Source organism: Pseudoalteromonas sp. S408, assembly GCF_005886645.1.
Taxonomy (GTDB): Bacteria; Pseudomonadota; Gammaproteobacteria; order Enterobacterales; family Alteromonadaceae; genus Pseudoalteromonas.
The window spans coordinates 213417-231869 of the sequence record NZ_PNDY01000013.1 but is presented as its reverse complement, the minus strand read 5'-3'; the positions used below and the strand labels follow the sequence as shown (position 1 = coordinate 231869).

Sequence of the window (18453 nt, the reverse complement as noted above, 5' to 3'; positions counted from 1 at the left end):
GACGCGTTAGCTTGCTTAGATCTCTTCAAGCGGTTTTTCGGCTGCTTGCTTATTAAGTTTTTGTTGTAAATACTCAGGTGACTGTGTGTTGCGTGCAAGCGCATAATACGCTGCTGGTACAACAAATAAGGTAAGTAGCGTTGAAACAATAACCCCGGTGAATACCACAACACCAATTACCATGCGGCTTTCAGCACCAGGGCCTGATGCTAATACTAATGGCACTGAGCTCATAACCGTAGTTAACGATGTCATTATTATTGGACGTAAACGTTGTGTAGCCGCTTGTAATATTGCTTCGCTAAATTCTACACCTTTGTCGCGTAATTGGTTGGTAAATTCAACAATGAGTATCCCGTTTTTAGCACTTAATCCTATGAGCATAACAATACCTATTTGGCTGTAAATATTAAGCGTCAGTCCGGTAGACCAAAGGCCAAACATCGCGCCCATTAAACCAAGCGGTACTGTAAGCATAATTACAAATGGGTGCATAAAGCTTTCAAATTGCGCAGCCAGTACCAAAAAGGTGACTGTTAGCGCTAAAACAAATACGTAGGTCATTGCTGATGCGCCTTCGTAATAAAGCTGAGATTCCCCTTTGTAGTCAACGGCACCATCAATGTCGTTTTCTTGCGCGGCTACTTCATTTAAAAAGTTAAGTGCTTGTTCAAGTGTGTAACCATCGGCTAAGTTTGCGCTCAATGTTATTGAACGCATACGGTTGTATCGGTTTAAACGCGAGGCTGTAGCCTCTTCTTTTAAGCTTATTAGGCTATCTAGCGGAACCAGCTCGCCACTGCGTGATTTAAGGTATATGTTTGAAATATCGGTTGGGTTGTTAAAGTCTTCTTTTGTACCTTTCAAAATCACATCGTATTCTTCACCTCTATCTATAAAGGTTGTTACACGACGCTGACCCAGCATGGTTTCGAGTGTACGGCCAACATCAGACACAGACACCCCTAAATCTGCTGCTTTATTTTTATCGATGCTAACTAAAAACTGTGGGAATGTTTCTTTGTAATCGTGATCGATTCTGACAAGGCCCGGGTTTTGTTCAGCACGTTTAATAATGCGGTCACGCCAATCGGCAAGTTGAGCATAATCATTACCTTGCAGAACAAATTCAATAGGGCGAGATGAACCGCCGCCGCCAATGCCTCGGCGCATAATTGCAAACGCACGTACATCGGTGACTTCGCGCATTTTACCGCTAATTTCATCCATCACTTCCCACGTAGAGCGCTTGCGTTTATCCCAATCAGCCATACCAACAATAGCAACACCGCCGCTTCCGCCCCAGCCTGGAACACGAACAAGCACGCGGCTTAGCTCGCCAGACTCAGAGTAAGGCATAAGGCGTTCTTCAATTTTTGCCATATTGGCGGCATTATTTTCGTAGCTAGCTCCTTCAGGCCCGCTCATCATAATAAAAAAGGTGCCGCGATCTTCTTTAGGTGTTAGCTCTGAAGGTACTTGCAGTAATAATGAATAACTCACAAAACCCGCTAATACTAAGCTGACTAACAAGCCCCACTTTTTTGTCATGTTGGTTGAAAGTGAATTACGGTAACTGCGCTCTAATTTAGTAAACTGGCGGTCCATCCATTGGCTAAATTTATTAGGTTTGTCGGCACTTTTTAGAACTTTTGAACACAATGCAGGTGCAAGCGTAAGCGCGGTAACACTTGAGAAAAATACAGCGGCGCTGACAGCCATCGCAAATTCGGTGAATAACGCGCCTATTCGGCCATCCATAAATACTAAAGGAACAAACACCGAAATAAGCACCAATGTTGTTGCAACAATTGCAAAGCCTACTTCTCGTGCGCCTCTGTACGCTGCCAGTAATGGTGGCTCGCCAAGCTCTATGCGGCGGTGAATGTTTTCAAGCATTACTATGGCGTCATCAACAACCAAGCCAATGGCAAGTACTAACGCAAGTAGGGTTAATAAGTTGATTGAATACCCCATAGCGAGCAAAAACATAAAGCTACCTACCAAGGCTACGGGTACGGTAACAGCAGGAATAAGCGTTGCACGAATATTGCCTAAAAACAAAAATATAACTAAAACAACTAAGCCCATAGAAATGGCAAGCGTACTGTATACTTCGCTAATCGACTCTTTAATGAATACAGACGAGTCGTAACTGTCTTGAATTGTTGTGCCTTCTGGTAGGTTACGTTTGATTTTTTCAAGCTCACTACGTGCGTTATCTACCACGGTTAAAGTATTTGCCTTGGCTTGTTTTACAATACCCAAGCCAATCATGTTGCGGCCGTTACCACGGAATAAACTTTCGTCGTCGGCGGCCTCTAGTTGAACGTCGGCTACTTCGCCAAGGCGAACTAAATAGCCATCTTCGCCACGTTTAATAACTAAATTTTTAAAGTCGCGCTGATCTTTGTAGCTTCGAGCTGTGCGTACCGTAAAGTCGCGATCAATTGATTCAATTTCACCGGCAGGTAACTCAACATTTTCTGTACGCAGGGTGTTTTCTATATCGCTTGAGGTAATTCCGCGTGCAGCCATTGCTTGGCGGTTGAGCCAAATTTTCATCGCGTATTGGCGCTCTCCGCCAATTCGAACATTAGAGACCCCATCTACAACTGCTAAGCGATCAACAATAAAACGCTGTGCATAATCAGAAAGCTGTAACGAGTCCATGGTTTCGCTATTAAGTACAAACCATGCAATAGGGCTTTCATCACTGTTCGACTTAGATACCTCAGGCGGACGAACTTGTTCAGGTAAGCTGTCGAGTGCACGTGCAACACGTTCACGTACATCGTTAGATGCTGCATCTATATCGCGACTTATATTAAACTCAATAGTAATGTTTGAGCGGCCATTACGGCTCGACGAATTAATGCTTTTAATACCTTCAATACCCGATATACGGTTTTCGATAACTTGGGTTATTTTAGTTTCGATTATCTCCGCTGATGCCCCGGTATATGTGGTGCTAATATTTACAATCGGTGTCTCTATATCGGGGTATTCGCGAAGTGGTAACATGCTAAATGCCACTAAACCAAAGGTTAGTAGCAATAAGTTAATTACAATCGCAAAAACGGGGCGTTTAACGCTAGTGTCGGTAATTTTCACGTATTACCCCTTAACGCTAACTTTACTGCCCGAGCGAATTTTAATCAGCCCTTCAGTAATAATTTGCTGGCCATCAGTTAAGCCCTCATCAATAGCTACCCAACCGTTATTTCTGCTTGCAACGTGTACTTCTATTTTATTTGCTACGCCATCTGTAATTTTAAACACGTAGTGTTTATCTTGCAGTGGTATAACGGCCTTTTCTGGCACCATAAGTGCTTGGCTTGTACTTAACTCAAGTGCGGTATTTAGCAGCATGCCTGGACGTAATAAGCCAGATTTGTTGGCAAAACTAGCGGTTACTTCAATGCTGCGTGTAACGGCGTCAATACGTGAGCTAATATGAGTGACTTTGCCTGTAAATGTTTGGCCAGGGTAAGCGTCATTTTGCGTTAATACTTTCATGCCAATGGCCAGTTGCGCTAAATATTTTTCAGGGACTTTAAAGTCTACTTTTATAATACTAATATCATCAAGGGTGGTGAGTATGGTTGCATTATTAACATAAGCGCCTGTAGATATTTCGCGTTTTCCTAATAAGCCAGAAAAAGGTGCACGAATGGTCATTTCGCTTAACGTTGTTTTAGCACTTTCTAATTGTGACTTGGTCGCGTCTACGACAGATAATTGCTCTTCGAGCAACGATTTAGCTGTAGACTGTGTACGTGAAAGTTCTGTAAGGCGGTTAAGCTGACGCTTTTCTTCTTGTAAATTAATGCTGAGTTCTTCAACGGCTAACTCTTCTTGTCTGCTTTGCAATTGCACAAGTTTTTGGCCCTTACTCACTAAATCACCATCTTTAAAAAATATGTCGGTAACATAGTCGTTTTGTGCGCTTTTAATGTAAATAGCTTGATTTGCGCGTGCGCTACCAATTGCTTCTATCATTACAGCGTTTTCTTGCGAAGTTACTGTATGTGCAGAAACCTGTGTAGACATGTTAGAGAAATTAGCCTGTTCGCCATGGCTTGAGGGTAAATATAAGTAAACACTAAATATTAAAAGTAGTGTAATAATGAATGGAAAAAGAGCTTTACCTGATTGTCTAGAGTACATCGTTTTCATACCTGAAAATTAATTATAAGTATTGTACGAAATAAGACCGGATAAAGTCTGTTATGTGTCTCATAATTTTGTGCGTTAGGCGTAAAAGTAAGTAATATTAAAGGTGTGTACCGGTTTTTGTTTAATTAAAGCGATAAATATATGAATTTTAAAACATCTTGTAAGGCCTGCATGACAGCCAGAAAAGTAATTTTATGGGCTATTATTGTGTTTATATTTTATATGGTTTTTTATCAGTATGGATAAACACACTAAAAAACGCATTAAATACCGTGCGCAAGGTTCACGAAATGGAATTGAAATCCTCATTGTGGGCGCTATTGGTTTAGTCTTTATTATGGCATTTAATTTACTAAGATCAGGCACTATTAGCATTGTTGAAATTTTTTTAGTCAGTGCCTGCCTTGGGGCTATTTTTGTGGGTTTTTTAAAAACTCAAGAACCTTATTACAGCTTAATTTTGAGCGAATCTGCTATAGAGTATAGGCATAAATATGGCCGTTGGTGCCTATCTCATAAAAACTTTCATTCTTGCGGTGTTCCAAAAGTAGAAAAAGGCTTAAAGCATTTAGAGCTAAACGCGGTTGGGCTAAAACTAAATGATATTGATGAGTTTTTAATGAGTATAACCCCTAGAATTGCGGGTAAATTACTTATAGAACAACGACATTTTTTTATGCAGGTTGTTCAAAATCATTGCAAAAATGGCAATTGCCCATCAGAATGGTTAGTAGAAGATACACAGCATCGATCTGCGCGCGGAATTAGCTATAATGGTTTAATAGCTATGTTTGCAAACAGAACCAAGCACCTTAAGTTGCTAACGGGGTATGATTTATTACTACCTGCCAGTGTACTAGACACCGATATTTGGGCTTTTAGCGCTAATTTAAATAAATGGAAGCGCGAGCCACATCAGTTTATAGCGTCGCAGCTTAAAGATTAAACTGCGGTTGTAGGAAAAGACAATGAGCCAAGAAAGAGCCTTTTTAAAAAGTGGTCGAAATACCATAATACATAAAGACAAAAAACTTGATTTAGTGGTTGTTAACTCTGACATACACCCACGAATTAAAGTAACTCAAAACGGCTTAGAGCCCTTTAAAGAAGAGTTACCAAAAAATAGACGCGATGCAAAAGACCGTTACCTAGAAATGGTATATATAAGTAGTGCCGAAGTATTTGGTGAAGAAAAGCAGTTACTTTTTATTCAGTCGTTAGATGGGCGTGAATATAAAGTTGATTACAGTAAAATTGGCACTAAATTGTTTGTTCGTATTCATCAAGATGCTTATATGTAAAGCTTAGTGGCACCTTTATTGCTTACGATTGCGTTATAGTAATTATTTGACACAAGGTGCTACGAATGAAAGCGTTAGCGTTAATCCCTCTTTTTTCCTGCATTTTTATCACGGCCTGCGGCGGTGGTGGCGGTAGTGACAGCACCACAAATATTGAAGCCTCAGTGAATGCGGGTTCAGATATACAAGTTATTGAAAAAATTGATTTTACAATCACTGCACAAGGCTCTCCAGCGGATGGAACTTTTACTTGGCAACAAGTTAGCGGACCAAGTATAGATGGTTTTCCACTTGAAGGCGCTGAGCAAACACTGACTGCACCTGATGTAAAAGCAGATAGCGAAATTGTATTAAGGGTCAGTTATCAAAGCACTGGCAATAGCGCAGTAAGTGACGACGTTTTAATTTCGGTTAGTTCTAACAATCAACTGCCTCTAGCTGTAATAACCCAAACAGCGCCAGCTACGCTTCCTTCTGTATACCAAGATACCATTATATTAAGTGCTCTAGACTCAAGTGATCCTGATGAAAATGGAATAGTAAATGGCTATTTTTGGGAACTTATATCAGGCCCTGACTTAGATATTTCTGGCTTTGATGATTCGACATTAAGCTTTACTCATCCTTTGTTAGAAGCAAACACAACATTACTTTGGCGCTTAACAGTTACTGACGATGAGGGTGGTGAAGCCAGTACTCAATTCACAATGAGCCTTAATAAAACCAATGAATTAGTTGCCGCAAATGCAGGGGATGATCAAAATGTTGAAGAATTTGACCAGGTAACACTAGACGCAAGCAATAGCGAAACAGTCTCGGATACATATCAGTGCGATTGGCAACAATTAACCGGGAATGCCGAAACACTGAGCGATAGCCAACAGTGTGTATCTACCTTTTTTGCCTCCGATGTAGACACCAACACTACGCTTAGCTTTGAAGTAACCGTTACCGATTCGAAAGGACGCACCGATACCGATACGGTGTTTATTGATATAACGCCAAAAGCGCTTGGCCTGATAAACGACAGTGGTATGGGAGAATGCTACAACAATACGCAGCGTATAAATTGCGACAGTGATGATTTTCCTGAGCAGGATGCAGAACTCGGTCGTGACAGCTTTGCTAACCGCATAGATAAAGCAGGCATAGGGAATCTCGCATTTGATTATACCAAGCTTAATCAGTTTGCCGACGAGGTTGATGACTCCAGTGAAGTATTTAGCTGTATTCGTGACAATGTAACTGGGCTTGTTTGGGAAGTTAAATCCCCTTCCTCTGGTACTTTACCAAATACAACGTTACGGGATGCGCAAAACAGCTATTATTGGGACATTGGCGACACAACTACCGATGCAGATAGTACAGCAAATACAACATGCCCTAACGACACAAGTTGTGGCCTACAAACCTATGTAAATGCAGTTAATGCCATCGATTTTTGTGGGGGAACAAATTGGCGAGTCCCTACTTATACAGAGCTTCTTGGTTTAATTGATTATGGTAAGCAAGGGCAAAGCGTATTAATTGACACGGCTTTTTTCCCAAATATGCCAGAAGCGGGTGCTATTGATAATGTTAATTTACCTTATTGGACATCTCAAACTGCTGCGGATGGCACCAGTTTATCGCAGGCTTATATTATTGATATGAGTAACGGTAATGATCTTGCCTATCCAAAAGAGAACAACGCGTATGTTCGTTTAGTCAGAAGCCGATAGGAGAGTGTTATGAAATTAAAATTATTAAATACGTTTATAGTTTTTGGCTTTAGTTTTAATGTGGCGGCGCAAACATGTTACGGCGGTGCCGACACAACAACCCCAACTGATAGGTTTACTGTTAATACCGATGGGACAGTATCTGACACTGAAACCGGCTTAATGTGGCAGCGTTGTAGTTATTCTCAAACCTATAATACAGAAACACTTCAGTGTGAAGGATCCACACCTGCAGTGACGTGGCAGGAAGCTTTACGAGGAGCGACTAACGATACAACTGCAAACTATGATGATTGGCAGGTGCCTAATATTAAAGAGCTAGCCAGTATTCTAGAGCACAGTTGTACAGAGCCAAGTATAAATGAGGTTGTTTTTTTAGGCACTAAATCTCAAAACTATTGGTCTAGCACATCGGGTGTTAGTAGTAAGAGTTCGGCCTGGGTTTATCAGTTTGACAGTGGGCTAAATAGTTTACGCCCTAAAACCAGTGATGTTTATTTGCGCCTCGTTCGCTACGAAAAATAAATACTAAATAAGTTTGATTAAAAAGCGCCGTTATTGGAAGTAAATTCCGAATCTGCGCTTTTTTTGTTTTTACATAAATTTACTTTATTTCAACAATAAAGCGCTCACAACGATGTTACTGTGCGCGTTTTTTTGCCATTATAGACGGTGATTTAATTTCGAAGGAACATCGCGGTGTATTTAAGCTATTTTGGCCTTAACGAAAAACCTTTTTCGATTTCGCCTAACCCTCATTATTTATTTTTAAGCGAGCGCCATAAAGAAGCCTTAGCACACTTAACCTATGGATTGGGAGAAGATGGTGGTTTTGTATTACTGACGGGTGAAGTAGGCACCGGGAAAACAACAATCACCCGCAGCATGCTAGAGCAATTACCTGAAAATACACAAGTAGCGATGATTCATAATCCTGCGCTATCAGAACTAGAGCTGTTAGCTAGTATTTGTGATGAATTGAAGATTAGTTATGACGCACAAAATGCGACACTTAAAAGTTTAACAGACATAATAAAAAAGCATTTAGAGAGTAATAACAAAGCGGGTGGCCATACTATTTTAATTATTGACGAGGCGCAGCTACTTGCCCCCAATGTGCTAGAGCAACTTCGTTTATTAACTAATATAGAAACCGACCATAAAAAACTGTTGCAAATCGTGCTAGTGGGTCAGCCTGAACTTCAAGATTTACTAAAGCGTAATGAATTGAGACAGCTTGCTCAGAGGATCACAGCACGTTATCACTTATTACCTTTAACACAAGGCCAAACAGTCGCGTATATCAAGCACCGGTTACACATTGCGGGGTGTGACAAAGGTTTATTTTCAATGGACGCAATGCAGATGGTTCATAAAATGACAGGCGGTGTACCACGGTTAATGAATTTAGTATGTGAACGTGCTTTAGTGGGAACGTTCTCTAAGCAGCAACTCGTTGTAAATGCCGATATAGTAAAACAATCTGCACAAGAGTCATTACCTACCGACTTTGTTGCGACAACGAATAAGCCTGAAAAATCGTCATCCATTTTAATCTATTGCTTTGCCTTTTGCGCTCTATTTGCCTCAGGTATTGGGCTTTCTTTTATTTTATAGTTAGGTGATTTATGTCTTATTTACTAGATGCATTAAAGCAATCTCAACAAGCTGATATGAGTGCCGAGCAGTACGATTTACAGTCAGAGCAGTTAAAACAGCAACAAGCACTGGCTCGTTACCGCCGTATCGCTTTTATTTTGGGAGGCAGCTTAGCAGCCTTTGTTACGATAACAGCCGGATTTACTTTTGGTAAGTGGATGCAATCATCAGGCTCTGTTGAACCCTCTAATGTAGTTAGCAGTCAAAGTAATGAACAAGTAACGACCCAATTAGAAACAGAAGCATTACCCGTCACTCAACAAGCTAAAGTGAATGAAAAGCCTAAACCTGAACAGCTACCAAGCAACACCGCAACTATTGAAGGGCAATTAGTGCACGTGCAAACACCCACGGGTATTCAGCAAATGCTATTAACGCCTACGGGGCAGTATATTCCGATGCCATCAACAGGTGCAGCTAACGGCATTCAACAAGTTTATAATCAGCCTCAGCTTTTAAATACGCAAAATTATAATCAGCTAAACCAAGGTCAACCGAATCCACCCCCACAGTTTACGTATAACCAAGGCAATGTTAAGCAAACTCAAAATACGTCTTCGACAAGTATTGATATGAGTAAGTATAAAGTGTTGGGTAAGCCAATTAGTGGTGCAGCGCGAGCTGAACCTAAAAGCGATCCTGAGCTTGATGCTGTGCCAACTACACTTAAAAATGCGTTTGCGCAGGCAGTGCAAGATGTCGATAAAAACCAAGATTATGAGGTAACTCAAGCCTCAAAATCGTCATCTCGGGTAGAGCCTATCGAATTGTTACCAGACGGCCTTCAAGCAATGCTACCAAGTATTAAATACCAAGCACATATTTATTCATCAAGTGCAGATAAACGCTGGATAAAGCTAAATGGGCGAGAGCTTCACGAAGGTGATAGCATAGGTGCATTAATGGTTAAAGAAATTACACCAGAGCAAAGCGTGATTGATTTTGACGGTTACGAGTTTAGCTTAAAAGCCCTGCAAGACTGGCCGGAGTAACAAACAAGTATAAGCTCAGTGAGTAATACTGGGCTTATACTGACAATTTAAGGTAATACAGAGTTTTTGTAAAAGCGCTCTAAATCAATATTGAAATCGCCGGCCTTTACGGTTGATTCGAGTGAGTCCACAATTTTTTTGTTTGATAAATCAATATCAAGCACTTCGGTGTAACGGCTGTGTTTTGCACTATAAAACGTTTTAACAATCGGCTTTAATGGCATCGCTGGATTACTTTCTGTCACAAGCCCAACTTTTTGGCTTGAAAGCTTTACTAATGTGCCCACTGGGTGAATTCCAATACACTGAATAAACTTAGTTAGTAAAGCGCCGTCAAAGCTATCTGGGCAGCCATCTTTTAATATTTTAAATGCCTTGATGGGTTCCATGCCCGATTTATAAACTCGCTCTGCAGTAAGGGCGTCATATACATCAACAATAGAGGCCATGCGAACATACTGGCTTATTTCATTTCCTTTTTTACCAAAAGGGTAACCAGTACCGTCTATACGTTCATGGTGCATACCCGCAATATCTACTGCAATACCCGTTAAACCTGACTCTTCTAAAATTTGTTTTGAGTAAACCGCATGCTGCTTCATTATTTCAAATTCTGCTTCGGTTAAACGCCCAGGTTTATTGAGGACTTCATCTGGCGTTTTTATTTTACCAATATCATGCAGTAGCGCACCGGTAGTAAGCTCTACAATAATGTCTTTTTCAATATTAAGGTGTTTTGCAAAAATACCCATTAAAATAGATACGTTTATAGAATGCTCTAGCAAGTAGGCATCTTTTTGGCGCATTTGCGTCAGGCAGGCTAGGGCATCTTGGTTTCTAAAAACTGAATCCATAAACCCACTAGCAAGCTCTCTAAATGGGGCTATATCGATATTCAAGCCTGACTTTATATCTTTAAATGCTTTTACTTGCAGTGTTTTAGCTTCGTCATAAAGCTTTTTAGCTTTATTCATTTCTTGTGCTGCGCTATGCGTTTTTTGCCAGGGGTCGCGTTCTATTTTTGCAGAAGGAGCTTTGATTGGTTCTTTTTTAGGGACTTCTTGGGTCAGTGTTTTGTCTGGGTCGATTTCAATTTCTAAAATCCCCGCTTTAATTAGCTTATCAATACTGGTTTGGGTTTTTACCCAACCTTGGCTTTTAATTTTTACTCTGCCCGTTTGTTTTGTAACGCTTTGCACAAACATTCCAGGGAGTAATTTAGAAACTGGGAGCTTTTTCAATTTCACTGCTTAACTAATAAATCTGTATTAAATGTAACAAACTTTACGCGTTTTAAATAGAAAAAAGGCACTTAACAGTGCCTTTTATATATTTATTAAGTAATTAGTATTAGCTCAATTAATCATCATCTTCAACTAACGTCATCAATGATGTATTTCCACCCGATGCCGTTGTATCTACACTAATTGTTTTTTCAGTGATAAGACGTTTGATTAATGTGTCGTAATACTCAGAACTGATCACCGGTAATATAGCGCCTTTACGCTGCGCAAGTTGTTGGCTGAAGTAACCTAAACGAGACGAACGCGCTGCAACAACTGCGCCGGCTAAATGAGGATGCCCCAAAATCGCTTGTAACTGATTAGGTTTAGCTACTTGGAATACCCCTTCGGCAACACCTGTAGCAATAAACTTCTCTCTGAATGCTTCGGCTTCTTCGTAAAACATTTCAGAGGCAACTGTAATTACTGTATTACCCGCGGCCAAGGCAGTAATGATAGATAACGCCCAAAAGTTAAAAGACGTGCTCTTATCGGCATAACAAACAACACAGCCGCGTGCTTCTAAATGAAGAGTATTAGACTCACCCGTTGGCCCAGGCAGCGTTGTAAATTTACGCATGTGCTTCTCAAGGCGGTTTAGCTGCGCACGCGCATCGGCTAGCGTTAATGCTAAATCGTCAGCTAAGTCATCAATAATCTCTACCGTAGCAATTTTGGCAAGAAGCTGGCGAACAGCAGATACACGGTCATTAAGCGGGGTTGCTCGCCAAATTTTTTCATCGCGCATTGAGTTAGCCATTAGCTTTTCTACTTGGGCATTTGCACCGCTGTAGTGGTGTAAATCAAGCTCATCAGGCGTTAGGTTCGTCATTTGCACGTTTTCTGGTGATGCTTTTTCTTTCACCAAACGCTGTAGGTAGTTTGGACCACCGGCTTTAGGGCCCGTGCCAGATAAACCTCGGCCACCAAATGGTTGCACACCAACAATTGCGCCAATCATATTGCGGTTTACGTATACATTGCCAGCACGAGACATTTTAGCAAGGTACTCGCAACGCTCTTCAATACGTGAATGGACACCCATTGTTAAGCCGTAGCCTGTATTGTTTATCTGATCGATTACGTCATCAAGTTGATTCGCTTTAAACCGAACAATATGAACACATGGGCCAAATACTTCGCGCTTAAGTACAGAAAGATCTTTTATTTCGTATAAACGAGGAGCAAAGAAGTACGCACCATTTTCACTGTTGTCCGGAATCTTACATTCATAATGAAGTGTTGCATTGCCTTTTAAATACTCAACATGTTCAGTTAAGTTTTTAAGTGCTTTTTCATCGATTACAGGCCCTACATCGGTAGATAACAATGACGGATCACCAATATGTAATTCAGCCAAAGCACCTTTAAGCATTTCAATGATGCCGTCGGCCACGTCTTCTTGAATAAACAATACACGTAGAGCTGAACAGCGTTGACCAGCGCTTTGGAAACCAGAACTTATAACATCATCAACGACCTGTTCAGGCAGTGCTGTTGAGTCAACAATCATACAGTTTTGGCCACCTGTTTCGGCGATTAATGGCACTTGTATATCGTTTCGTGCTGCAAGCGTTTGAGAAATTAATGTGCCGGTTTCAGTTGAACCTGTAAACATAACTGCTTGAATACGTTCATCAGGAACAATTGTTTTACCCACTTCACTACCGCGTGCAATAACAGGCTGTACAACGTGCTCAGGTAAACCCACAGATAGCATTAGTTCAATGGTACGCAGTGCAATTAAGCTTGTTTGCTCTGCCGGTTTTGCAATAACAGTGTTACCTGTCACAATGGCAGCAGCCACTTGGCCTAAAAATATAGCGAGTGGGAAATTCCATGGGCTAATACACAGAATTACACCCCGTGCTTCAAAGCGCTCATCTTCTGAAAGCTCTTCGGCTCGTGCAGCGTAGTAACGACAAAAGTCGACTGCTTCACGTACTTCATCTATGCCATCTTGCGCTACTTTACCCGCTTCTTTGATACAAATAGCAACGAGTTCGTCGTGATGACGTTCTAAAATATCAGCAATGCGGCGTAATAAATTAGCGCGGTCTTTTACAGGGGTTTGCGACCATGATTCAAACGCTGCTTCTGCATTAGCAAGTAGTGTTTTCATTTCATCGCCACTTTGTAGTTTTACATGGCCGATGATTTCTTTATGGTTTGCTGGATTTTTAACAGCAAGTGATCCATCAGGGACTTGGCTTTGATCTATTCGATGTTCGTTAAACCAGTTGTCTAGGTTTTCTTTAAACGGGGTAATAACGTTTATATCGGTTAAGTCCATGCCTTTAGAGTTGGCGCGTTCTTCGCCGTATAAATCAATTGGCATTTTAATTTGCGTATTGTATTTGTTACGAAGTCCTTGCAGCGTTTCTACCGGATCTGGCAGCAATGTTTCTACCGGTTTAGAGGTATCAACTATGGCATTTACAAACGACGAATTTGCACCATTTTCTAGCAAACGTCTAACAAGATACGCTAGTAGGTCTTCGTGTTGGCCAACCGGGGCATACACGCGACATTGAATTTTTTCTTCAGTTACAATTTGGTCAAATAGCGACTCACCCATACCATGTAAACGTTGGAATTCAAACCCTGTGTTATCGCCTTTAGCCACTTCTAAAATAGTTGCTGCAGTGTATGCATTGTGCGTTGCAAATTGTGGGTATAGCACATCACGTACTTCTAGCATTTTAATTGCACAGGCTTTGTATGATACGTCTGTTGTGGCTTTGCGGGTAAATACAGGATAGTGATCTAAACCATCTTGCTGTGTAGTTTTAATTTCAGTATCCCAATAAGCGCCTTTAACTAAGCGCACCATTAGTTTACGACCTACACGCGTAGCAAGCTCTGTTAGCCATTCGATAACAAAAATCGCACGTTTTTGATACGCTTGAACAGCTAAGCCAAACCCTTGCCAGCCATCCAACTCTTTATCGCTAAATACGGCTTCGATAATATCCAGTGAAATATCTAAACGGTCAGCTTCTTCAGCATCTACCGTAAAACCAATATCATACTGTTTTGCAGCTAGAGCAAGCTCTTTTAGCTTAGGTACAATTTCTGCCATTACTCGATCTTTATGAGTGAACTCATAACGCGGATGAATAGCAGAAAGCTTTACAGAGATACCCGGGCTTTTAATCGGACCACGGCCATTTGCCGCTTTACCAATTGAGTGGATGGCATTCATGTAGCTGTCAAAGTAGCGTTTAGCATCTTTACTTGTACGCGCGCCTTCACCAAGCATATCGTAAGAATATACATAGCCTTTTTGCTCTGTGTCGGCAGCACGTTCAATTGCTTCGTTTATGGTACGACCCATAACGAATTGCTTGCCCATAATTTTCATTGCAAAGTTTACAGACTTGCGAATAACTGGCTCACCTAAACGACCAATGGTCTTTTTAAGCATACCAAACTGTTGGTCTTTGGTTTTATCTGTGTAGTTAACCATTTTACCGGTTACTAATAAGCCCCAAGATGATGCATTTACAAATAAAGAGTCGCTACTGCCTAAATGAGAGCTCCAATCACCTTTTGCTAACTTGTCGCGAATAAGGGCTTCTTGGGTTTCTTTGTCTGGTACACGAAGCAGCGCTTCGGCTAAACACATTAACACTACGCCTTCTTCACTTGAAAGCGAAAACTCATTGAGTAGCGCATCTACACCGCCTTGACCATCTTGTTCTTTACGGATGTTTAAAACAATCTGGCGGGCTCTTTCCCAGGCACGGCTTCGTGCTTTAACGCCTACTTCTGCAAGCGGTAAAATATGATCGATAACCGCATTTTCGTCTATGCGGTAAAAGTCACGGATTTTTTGTCTTATAGGACAGTCAGTTGTTAAATCGCCGTTGAATAACATAAGCAACCCTTAGCAGTGTTAAGATTTAAAGTAAATTTAATTACCAATAAAATACCAGTGATATTGAGAGTGCATTCTAAATAAAATTCAGCAGAATATGCTGGTTAAATTTGTCGATTTACGATAATTTACAGGGCATAAATTTAACTTATCCGCATAAAATTCTGTATGACAAATCCAAATAGATTACGCATGCTAGATCGCATTGATTTAGCAATTTTAGACGTTTTGCAAAAAAACGGCAGAATTTCTAACGTTAACTTAGCAAAACAAGTTAATTTAAGCCCAAGCCCATGCCTTGATCGCGTAAAGCGATTAGAGCAAGAAGGCTATATTGAGGGTTATTATGCTAAATTAAGCGAAGCTAAGTTAAACCAAAGCTTAGTGGCTCATGTTCAAGTGTCGTTGGTCACTTCAAATACTGCTGTATTTAAAGTATTTAAAGAACACATATTAAGAATGGAACAAGTTGTAGAATGTGACATGGTTGCAGGCGGTTACGACTACTTATTAAAAATACGTGTATCTAACATGGAAGAGTACAGGCAAGTGTTGGGAGACTTAGTTGATATCCCCGGTGTAGGCACACATCATACTTATATGGTTATTGAAAAAGTAAAAAAAGATAAAGGGTTATTAATCGAAATTTAATCCCACACATTTAAAGCATACATAATAATGCTTGTATGCTTTAGTATTCATAGTTGCCCAGCTTCCTTCCCTTATTGTTTTCTAATACCTTAATTTCATATTTTTAATTTATAAAGAAATAATTAGTACTGCCTTTGTTTTGCCCATACAATGCGAAAAATAGCATGCACATCTTTAATAAAATACCGTTTTTTCTGCAATTTTTAATTGAGAAGGTAAACTGTCAATAATGTGCTTTTTAATTTTAAGGTTTTTTTAATGATTGAGTATCCGGTAGATCAACTCCCACAACTCATAAACGACTTACTGCAATGCGACACCACAGAACGTAAGAATAAACTGTTGATCGACGCACAAAGCACACTTTCTACAGAGCATCTATCGTTATTGTTTGAAGCAATACCCAAAGAGCAGCGGCTCGAAATTTGGCAATTACTTGACGAAGATACACAGCATGAAATTTTTGTAAATTTAAGCCCTGATAGTTGTTTATGGTTACTGCAAACACTTGATGACAGTGATGCATTTAAATTACTTGATGAAGTAAATGTAGAAGAGCTACTCGAGTTAGAAGAAGTTATACCAGAGCGGTTTGTCGACTATGCAAAAAAGCAATTAGATGAAGCGCAAACCAAGCAGTACGAGCTAGCACAGCAATACCCACCAGAACAACTCGGTCACTGGCTAGGTTTTGATATTTTAAAAGTGTCAGACAAGTTAACAGCTGGTGGTGCAAAAAAGCTTTTATTCAAAGGTGTACCGCAATACAGCGAAGTTATTTATTTAGTGACCCGAAAAGGCAGTTTAATTGGTGAAGTGGCCATTAACGATGTTATTAAAGCACACAATAACGATAATTTAATGACACTAGCAAATCATGATTTTTCATCGTTGCATGCAGACGATGATTTATATGAAGCTGCTGAAGTCGTAATTCACTCTGAGCAAATGGCTATGCCGGTTGTAAATTCAGATAATAAATTATTAGGGCGATTAACAATTGCCTCTGCTTACGAACTTCGCCAAGAAATAACCGATGAAGCTACCGCAAAGGCCGGTGGTTTACGAGAAGACGAAGATTTATTTGCCAGTGTACGAAAAAGTGCTAAAAACCGTGGTATTTGGCTAGGTATAAACTTGGCAACGGCATTTTTAGCATCGTGGTTTATTGGTTTATTTGGCGCTACTATAGAACAAGTGGTTGCTTTAGCTGTACTTATGCCGGTTGTAGCCTCAATGGGAGGAATTGCGGGTAGCCAAACATTAACCGTTATCGTGCGTGGTTTGGCTTTGGGGCAGGTGACTGATTCAAACCGCAATGCGTTACTTAAAAAAGAACTAAGAGTCGGGGCTGTTAACGGTTTAGTGTGGGCATTTGTAATTGGTTTACTCACCTACTTATGGTTTAACGATTTGATGTTAAGTGTAACGATTACAGTCGCTATTTTATTAAACTTAGTAGCGGCCTCGCTCGCGGGCGTTGTAATACCATCGATTTTAGACAAAATGAAAATAGATCCAGCGTTATCTGGCTCTGTTATTTTAACAACGGTTACCGACATTGTTGGGTTTGTGACCTTTTTAGGTTTAGGCAGTTTGTTGCTGCTATAAACTTTTTAATAGGAAAATAAAATGACGTTTGATGTCATGATTTGGTGTGCTATTGCTCTGTGTATTTCGCAATCGGCAATATTTTCGGGCTTGAATTTGGCGTTCTTTTCGTTAAGCCGATTACAGCTTGAAATGGAAAGTTCAAAAAGAAACGAAGCGGCAATTAAGGTTATGGCACTTCGTAACGACTCTAACTTTTTACTAGCAACCATTTTGTGGGGTAACGTGGGTATTAACGTTTTACTCACGTTGCTCTCTGATTCTGTGTTAATGGGCGCTAGCTCGTTTTTATTCTCAACGATTGCGATTACGATAATCGGTGAGATAACACCTCAAGCTTATTTTTCTCGTAATGCATTAAAAATGGCGAGTATGCTTTCACCATTAATAAAGTTTTATCAAGTTTTGTTTTATGTTGTTGCTAAACCAACGGCCTTGGTACTTGATGCATGGCTGGGCAAAGAAGGTATTACCTATTTTGCTGAAAGCGAGCTTAGAGGAATAATACGAAAACACATTGAGGCGGAAGAAGCTGATGTGCAACATGTTGAAGGTATTGGTGCACTTAACTTTTTTAGCTTAGACGAAATCAGTGTAACTAAAGAAGGGGAAATAATTGATCCAGATTCTATAATCTCTTTACCTACTAAACTTGATTTACCTATTTTTCCTGAACTGACATTATCAGCCGATAATGACTTTTTACGTAAATTACACAAATCGGGCTATAACTGGGTAATTTTGACTAACAACGATGGGTGGCCGTTATTAGTGGTTGATGCCGATGGTTTTTTACGAGCAGCATTATTTGAGCCAGATACTTTTGACCCTTACCATTTTTGCCACAGACCTATTATTGTAACGGATGAAACACTGCGTTTAAGTGAAGTTATTTTAAAAATACGCGCAAATCATTCGCTCGATAAATCGTTTGATGGTGCTATTGATCACGACGTTGTGTTGGTATGGGGTGATGAGAAGCGCATTATTACTGGTGCTGATATATTCGGTCGTTTATTAAAGGGAATGAATGCGCCAAAGTTAGAGATGAACGAAAATAAAGAAGTACAGCCGCTGGCAAAATAGTAAGTTAATCTATTTTTTATAGTTAAGCCAGTGCTATATATGCATGGCTCAATATTTGATATGCGAATAAAAAAGCCGCTAATAGCGGCT

General features: G+C 40.3%; 13 protein-coding genes. 9 read left to right on the top strand and 4 right to left on the bottom strand.

The window, feature by feature from the left end:
• Positions 1 to 15: 15 nt before the first annotated feature.
• Both CWB62_RS12340 and CWB62_RS12335 read right to left on the bottom strand, forming a co-directional pair.
• Positions 16 to 3114 carry an efflux RND transporter permease subunit gene (locus CWB62_RS12340; protein WP_138527548.1) on the bottom strand — a complete coding sequence of 1033 codons (3099 nt, stop codon included), beginning with the start codon at positions 3112 to 3114 and terminating at the stop codon, positions 16 to 18.
• A 3-nt stretch (positions 3115 to 3117) separates the two neighbouring features.
• Positions 3118 to 4170: an efflux RND transporter periplasmic adaptor subunit gene (locus tag CWB62_RS12335; RefSeq protein WP_058404968.1), complete on the bottom strand. Its 1053-nt coding sequence runs from the start codon at positions 4168 to 4170 to the stop codon at positions 3118 to 3120.
• Between the two features lie 247 nt (positions 4171 to 4417).
• Between CWB62_RS12335 and CWB62_RS12330 the strand changes: the two genes are divergently transcribed.
• The 6 genes from CWB62_RS12330 to CWB62_RS12305 all read left to right on the top strand — a co-directional run bounded on the left by CWB62_RS12330 (position 4418) and on the right by CWB62_RS12305 (position 9852).
• Complete coding sequence (locus tag CWB62_RS12330; protein ID WP_138527549.1) at positions 4418 to 5125, top strand: DUF2982 domain-containing protein; 708 nt, start codon at positions 4418 to 4420, stop codon at positions 5123 to 5125.
• Positions 5126 to 5147: 22 nt separating this feature from the next.
• Positions 5148 to 5480 (top strand): hypothetical protein, encoded by a 333-nt coding sequence (locus tag CWB62_RS12325; protein WP_010556974.1) that lies wholly within the window; start codon positions 5148 to 5150, stop codon positions 5478 to 5480.
• A gap of 65 nt (positions 5481 to 5545) precedes the next feature.
• Complete coding sequence (locus CWB62_RS12320) at positions 5546 to 7201, top strand: Lcl C-terminal domain-containing protein (protein ID WP_138527550.1); 1656 nt, start codon at positions 5546 to 5548, stop codon at positions 7199 to 7201.
• Between the two features lie 9 nt (positions 7202 to 7210).
• Positions 7211 to 7726 carry an Lcl C-terminal domain-containing protein gene (locus CWB62_RS12315; protein WP_138527551.1) on the top strand — a complete coding sequence of 172 codons (516 nt, stop codon included), beginning with the start codon at positions 7211 to 7213 and terminating at the stop codon, positions 7724 to 7726.
• A gap of 174 nt (positions 7727 to 7900) precedes the next feature.
• The gene (locus CWB62_RS12310) at positions 7901 to 8818 is read left to right on the top strand and encodes an ExeA family protein (protein WP_058404971.1); all 918 of its coding nucleotides are present in this window, start codon (positions 7901 to 7903) and stop codon (positions 8816 to 8818) included.
• A gap of 11 nt (positions 8819 to 8829) precedes the next feature.
• Entirely contained in the window at positions 8830 to 9852 is a 1023-nt protein-coding gene (locus CWB62_RS12305; RefSeq protein WP_138527552.1) for a general secretion pathway protein GspB, read from the top strand.
• A gap of 47 nt (positions 9853 to 9899) precedes the next feature.
• Here the strand turns inward: CWB62_RS12305 and CWB62_RS12300 are convergent, their stop codons facing one another.
• Both CWB62_RS12300 and putA read right to left on the bottom strand, forming a co-directional pair.
• Positions 9900 to 11093, bottom strand: coding sequence for a cyclic di-GMP phosphodiesterase (locus tag CWB62_RS12300; protein WP_058404973.1), 1194 nt, complete (start codon positions 11091 to 11093; stop codon positions 9900 to 9902).
• A 118-nt stretch (positions 11094 to 11211) separates the two neighbouring features.
• On the bottom strand, positions 11212 to 15015 hold the full coding sequence (gene putA, locus CWB62_RS12295; RefSeq protein ID WP_138527553.1) for a bifunctional proline dehydrogenase/L-glutamate gamma-semialdehyde dehydrogenase PutA: 3804 nt from the start codon (positions 15013 to 15015) through the stop codon (positions 11212 to 11214).
• Between the two features lie 168 nt (positions 15016 to 15183).
• On the opposite strand from putA, the gene CWB62_RS12290 reads away from it, so the two are divergent.
• The 3 genes from CWB62_RS12290 to CWB62_RS12280 all read left to right on the top strand — a co-directional run bounded on the left by CWB62_RS12290 (position 15184) and on the right by CWB62_RS12280 (position 18363).
• A complete protein-coding gene (locus CWB62_RS12290; RefSeq protein ID WP_058404975.1) occupies positions 15184 to 15666 on the top strand; it encodes a winged helix-turn-helix transcriptional regulator in 483 nt (160 codons plus the stop codon).
• 258 nt (positions 15667 to 15924) lie between these two features.
• The gene (locus tag CWB62_RS12285; protein ID WP_138527554.1) at positions 15925 to 17277 is read left to right on the top strand and encodes a magnesium transporter; all 1353 of its coding nucleotides are present in this window, start codon (positions 15925 to 15927) and stop codon (positions 17275 to 17277) included.
• 21 nt (positions 17278 to 17298) lie between these two features.
• Positions 17299 to 18363, top strand: a complete 1065-nt coding sequence (locus CWB62_RS12280; protein ID WP_058404977.1) for a DUF21 domain-containing protein — start codon at positions 17299 to 17301, stop codon at positions 18361 to 18363.
• Positions 18364 to 18453: the final 90 nt, after the last annotated feature.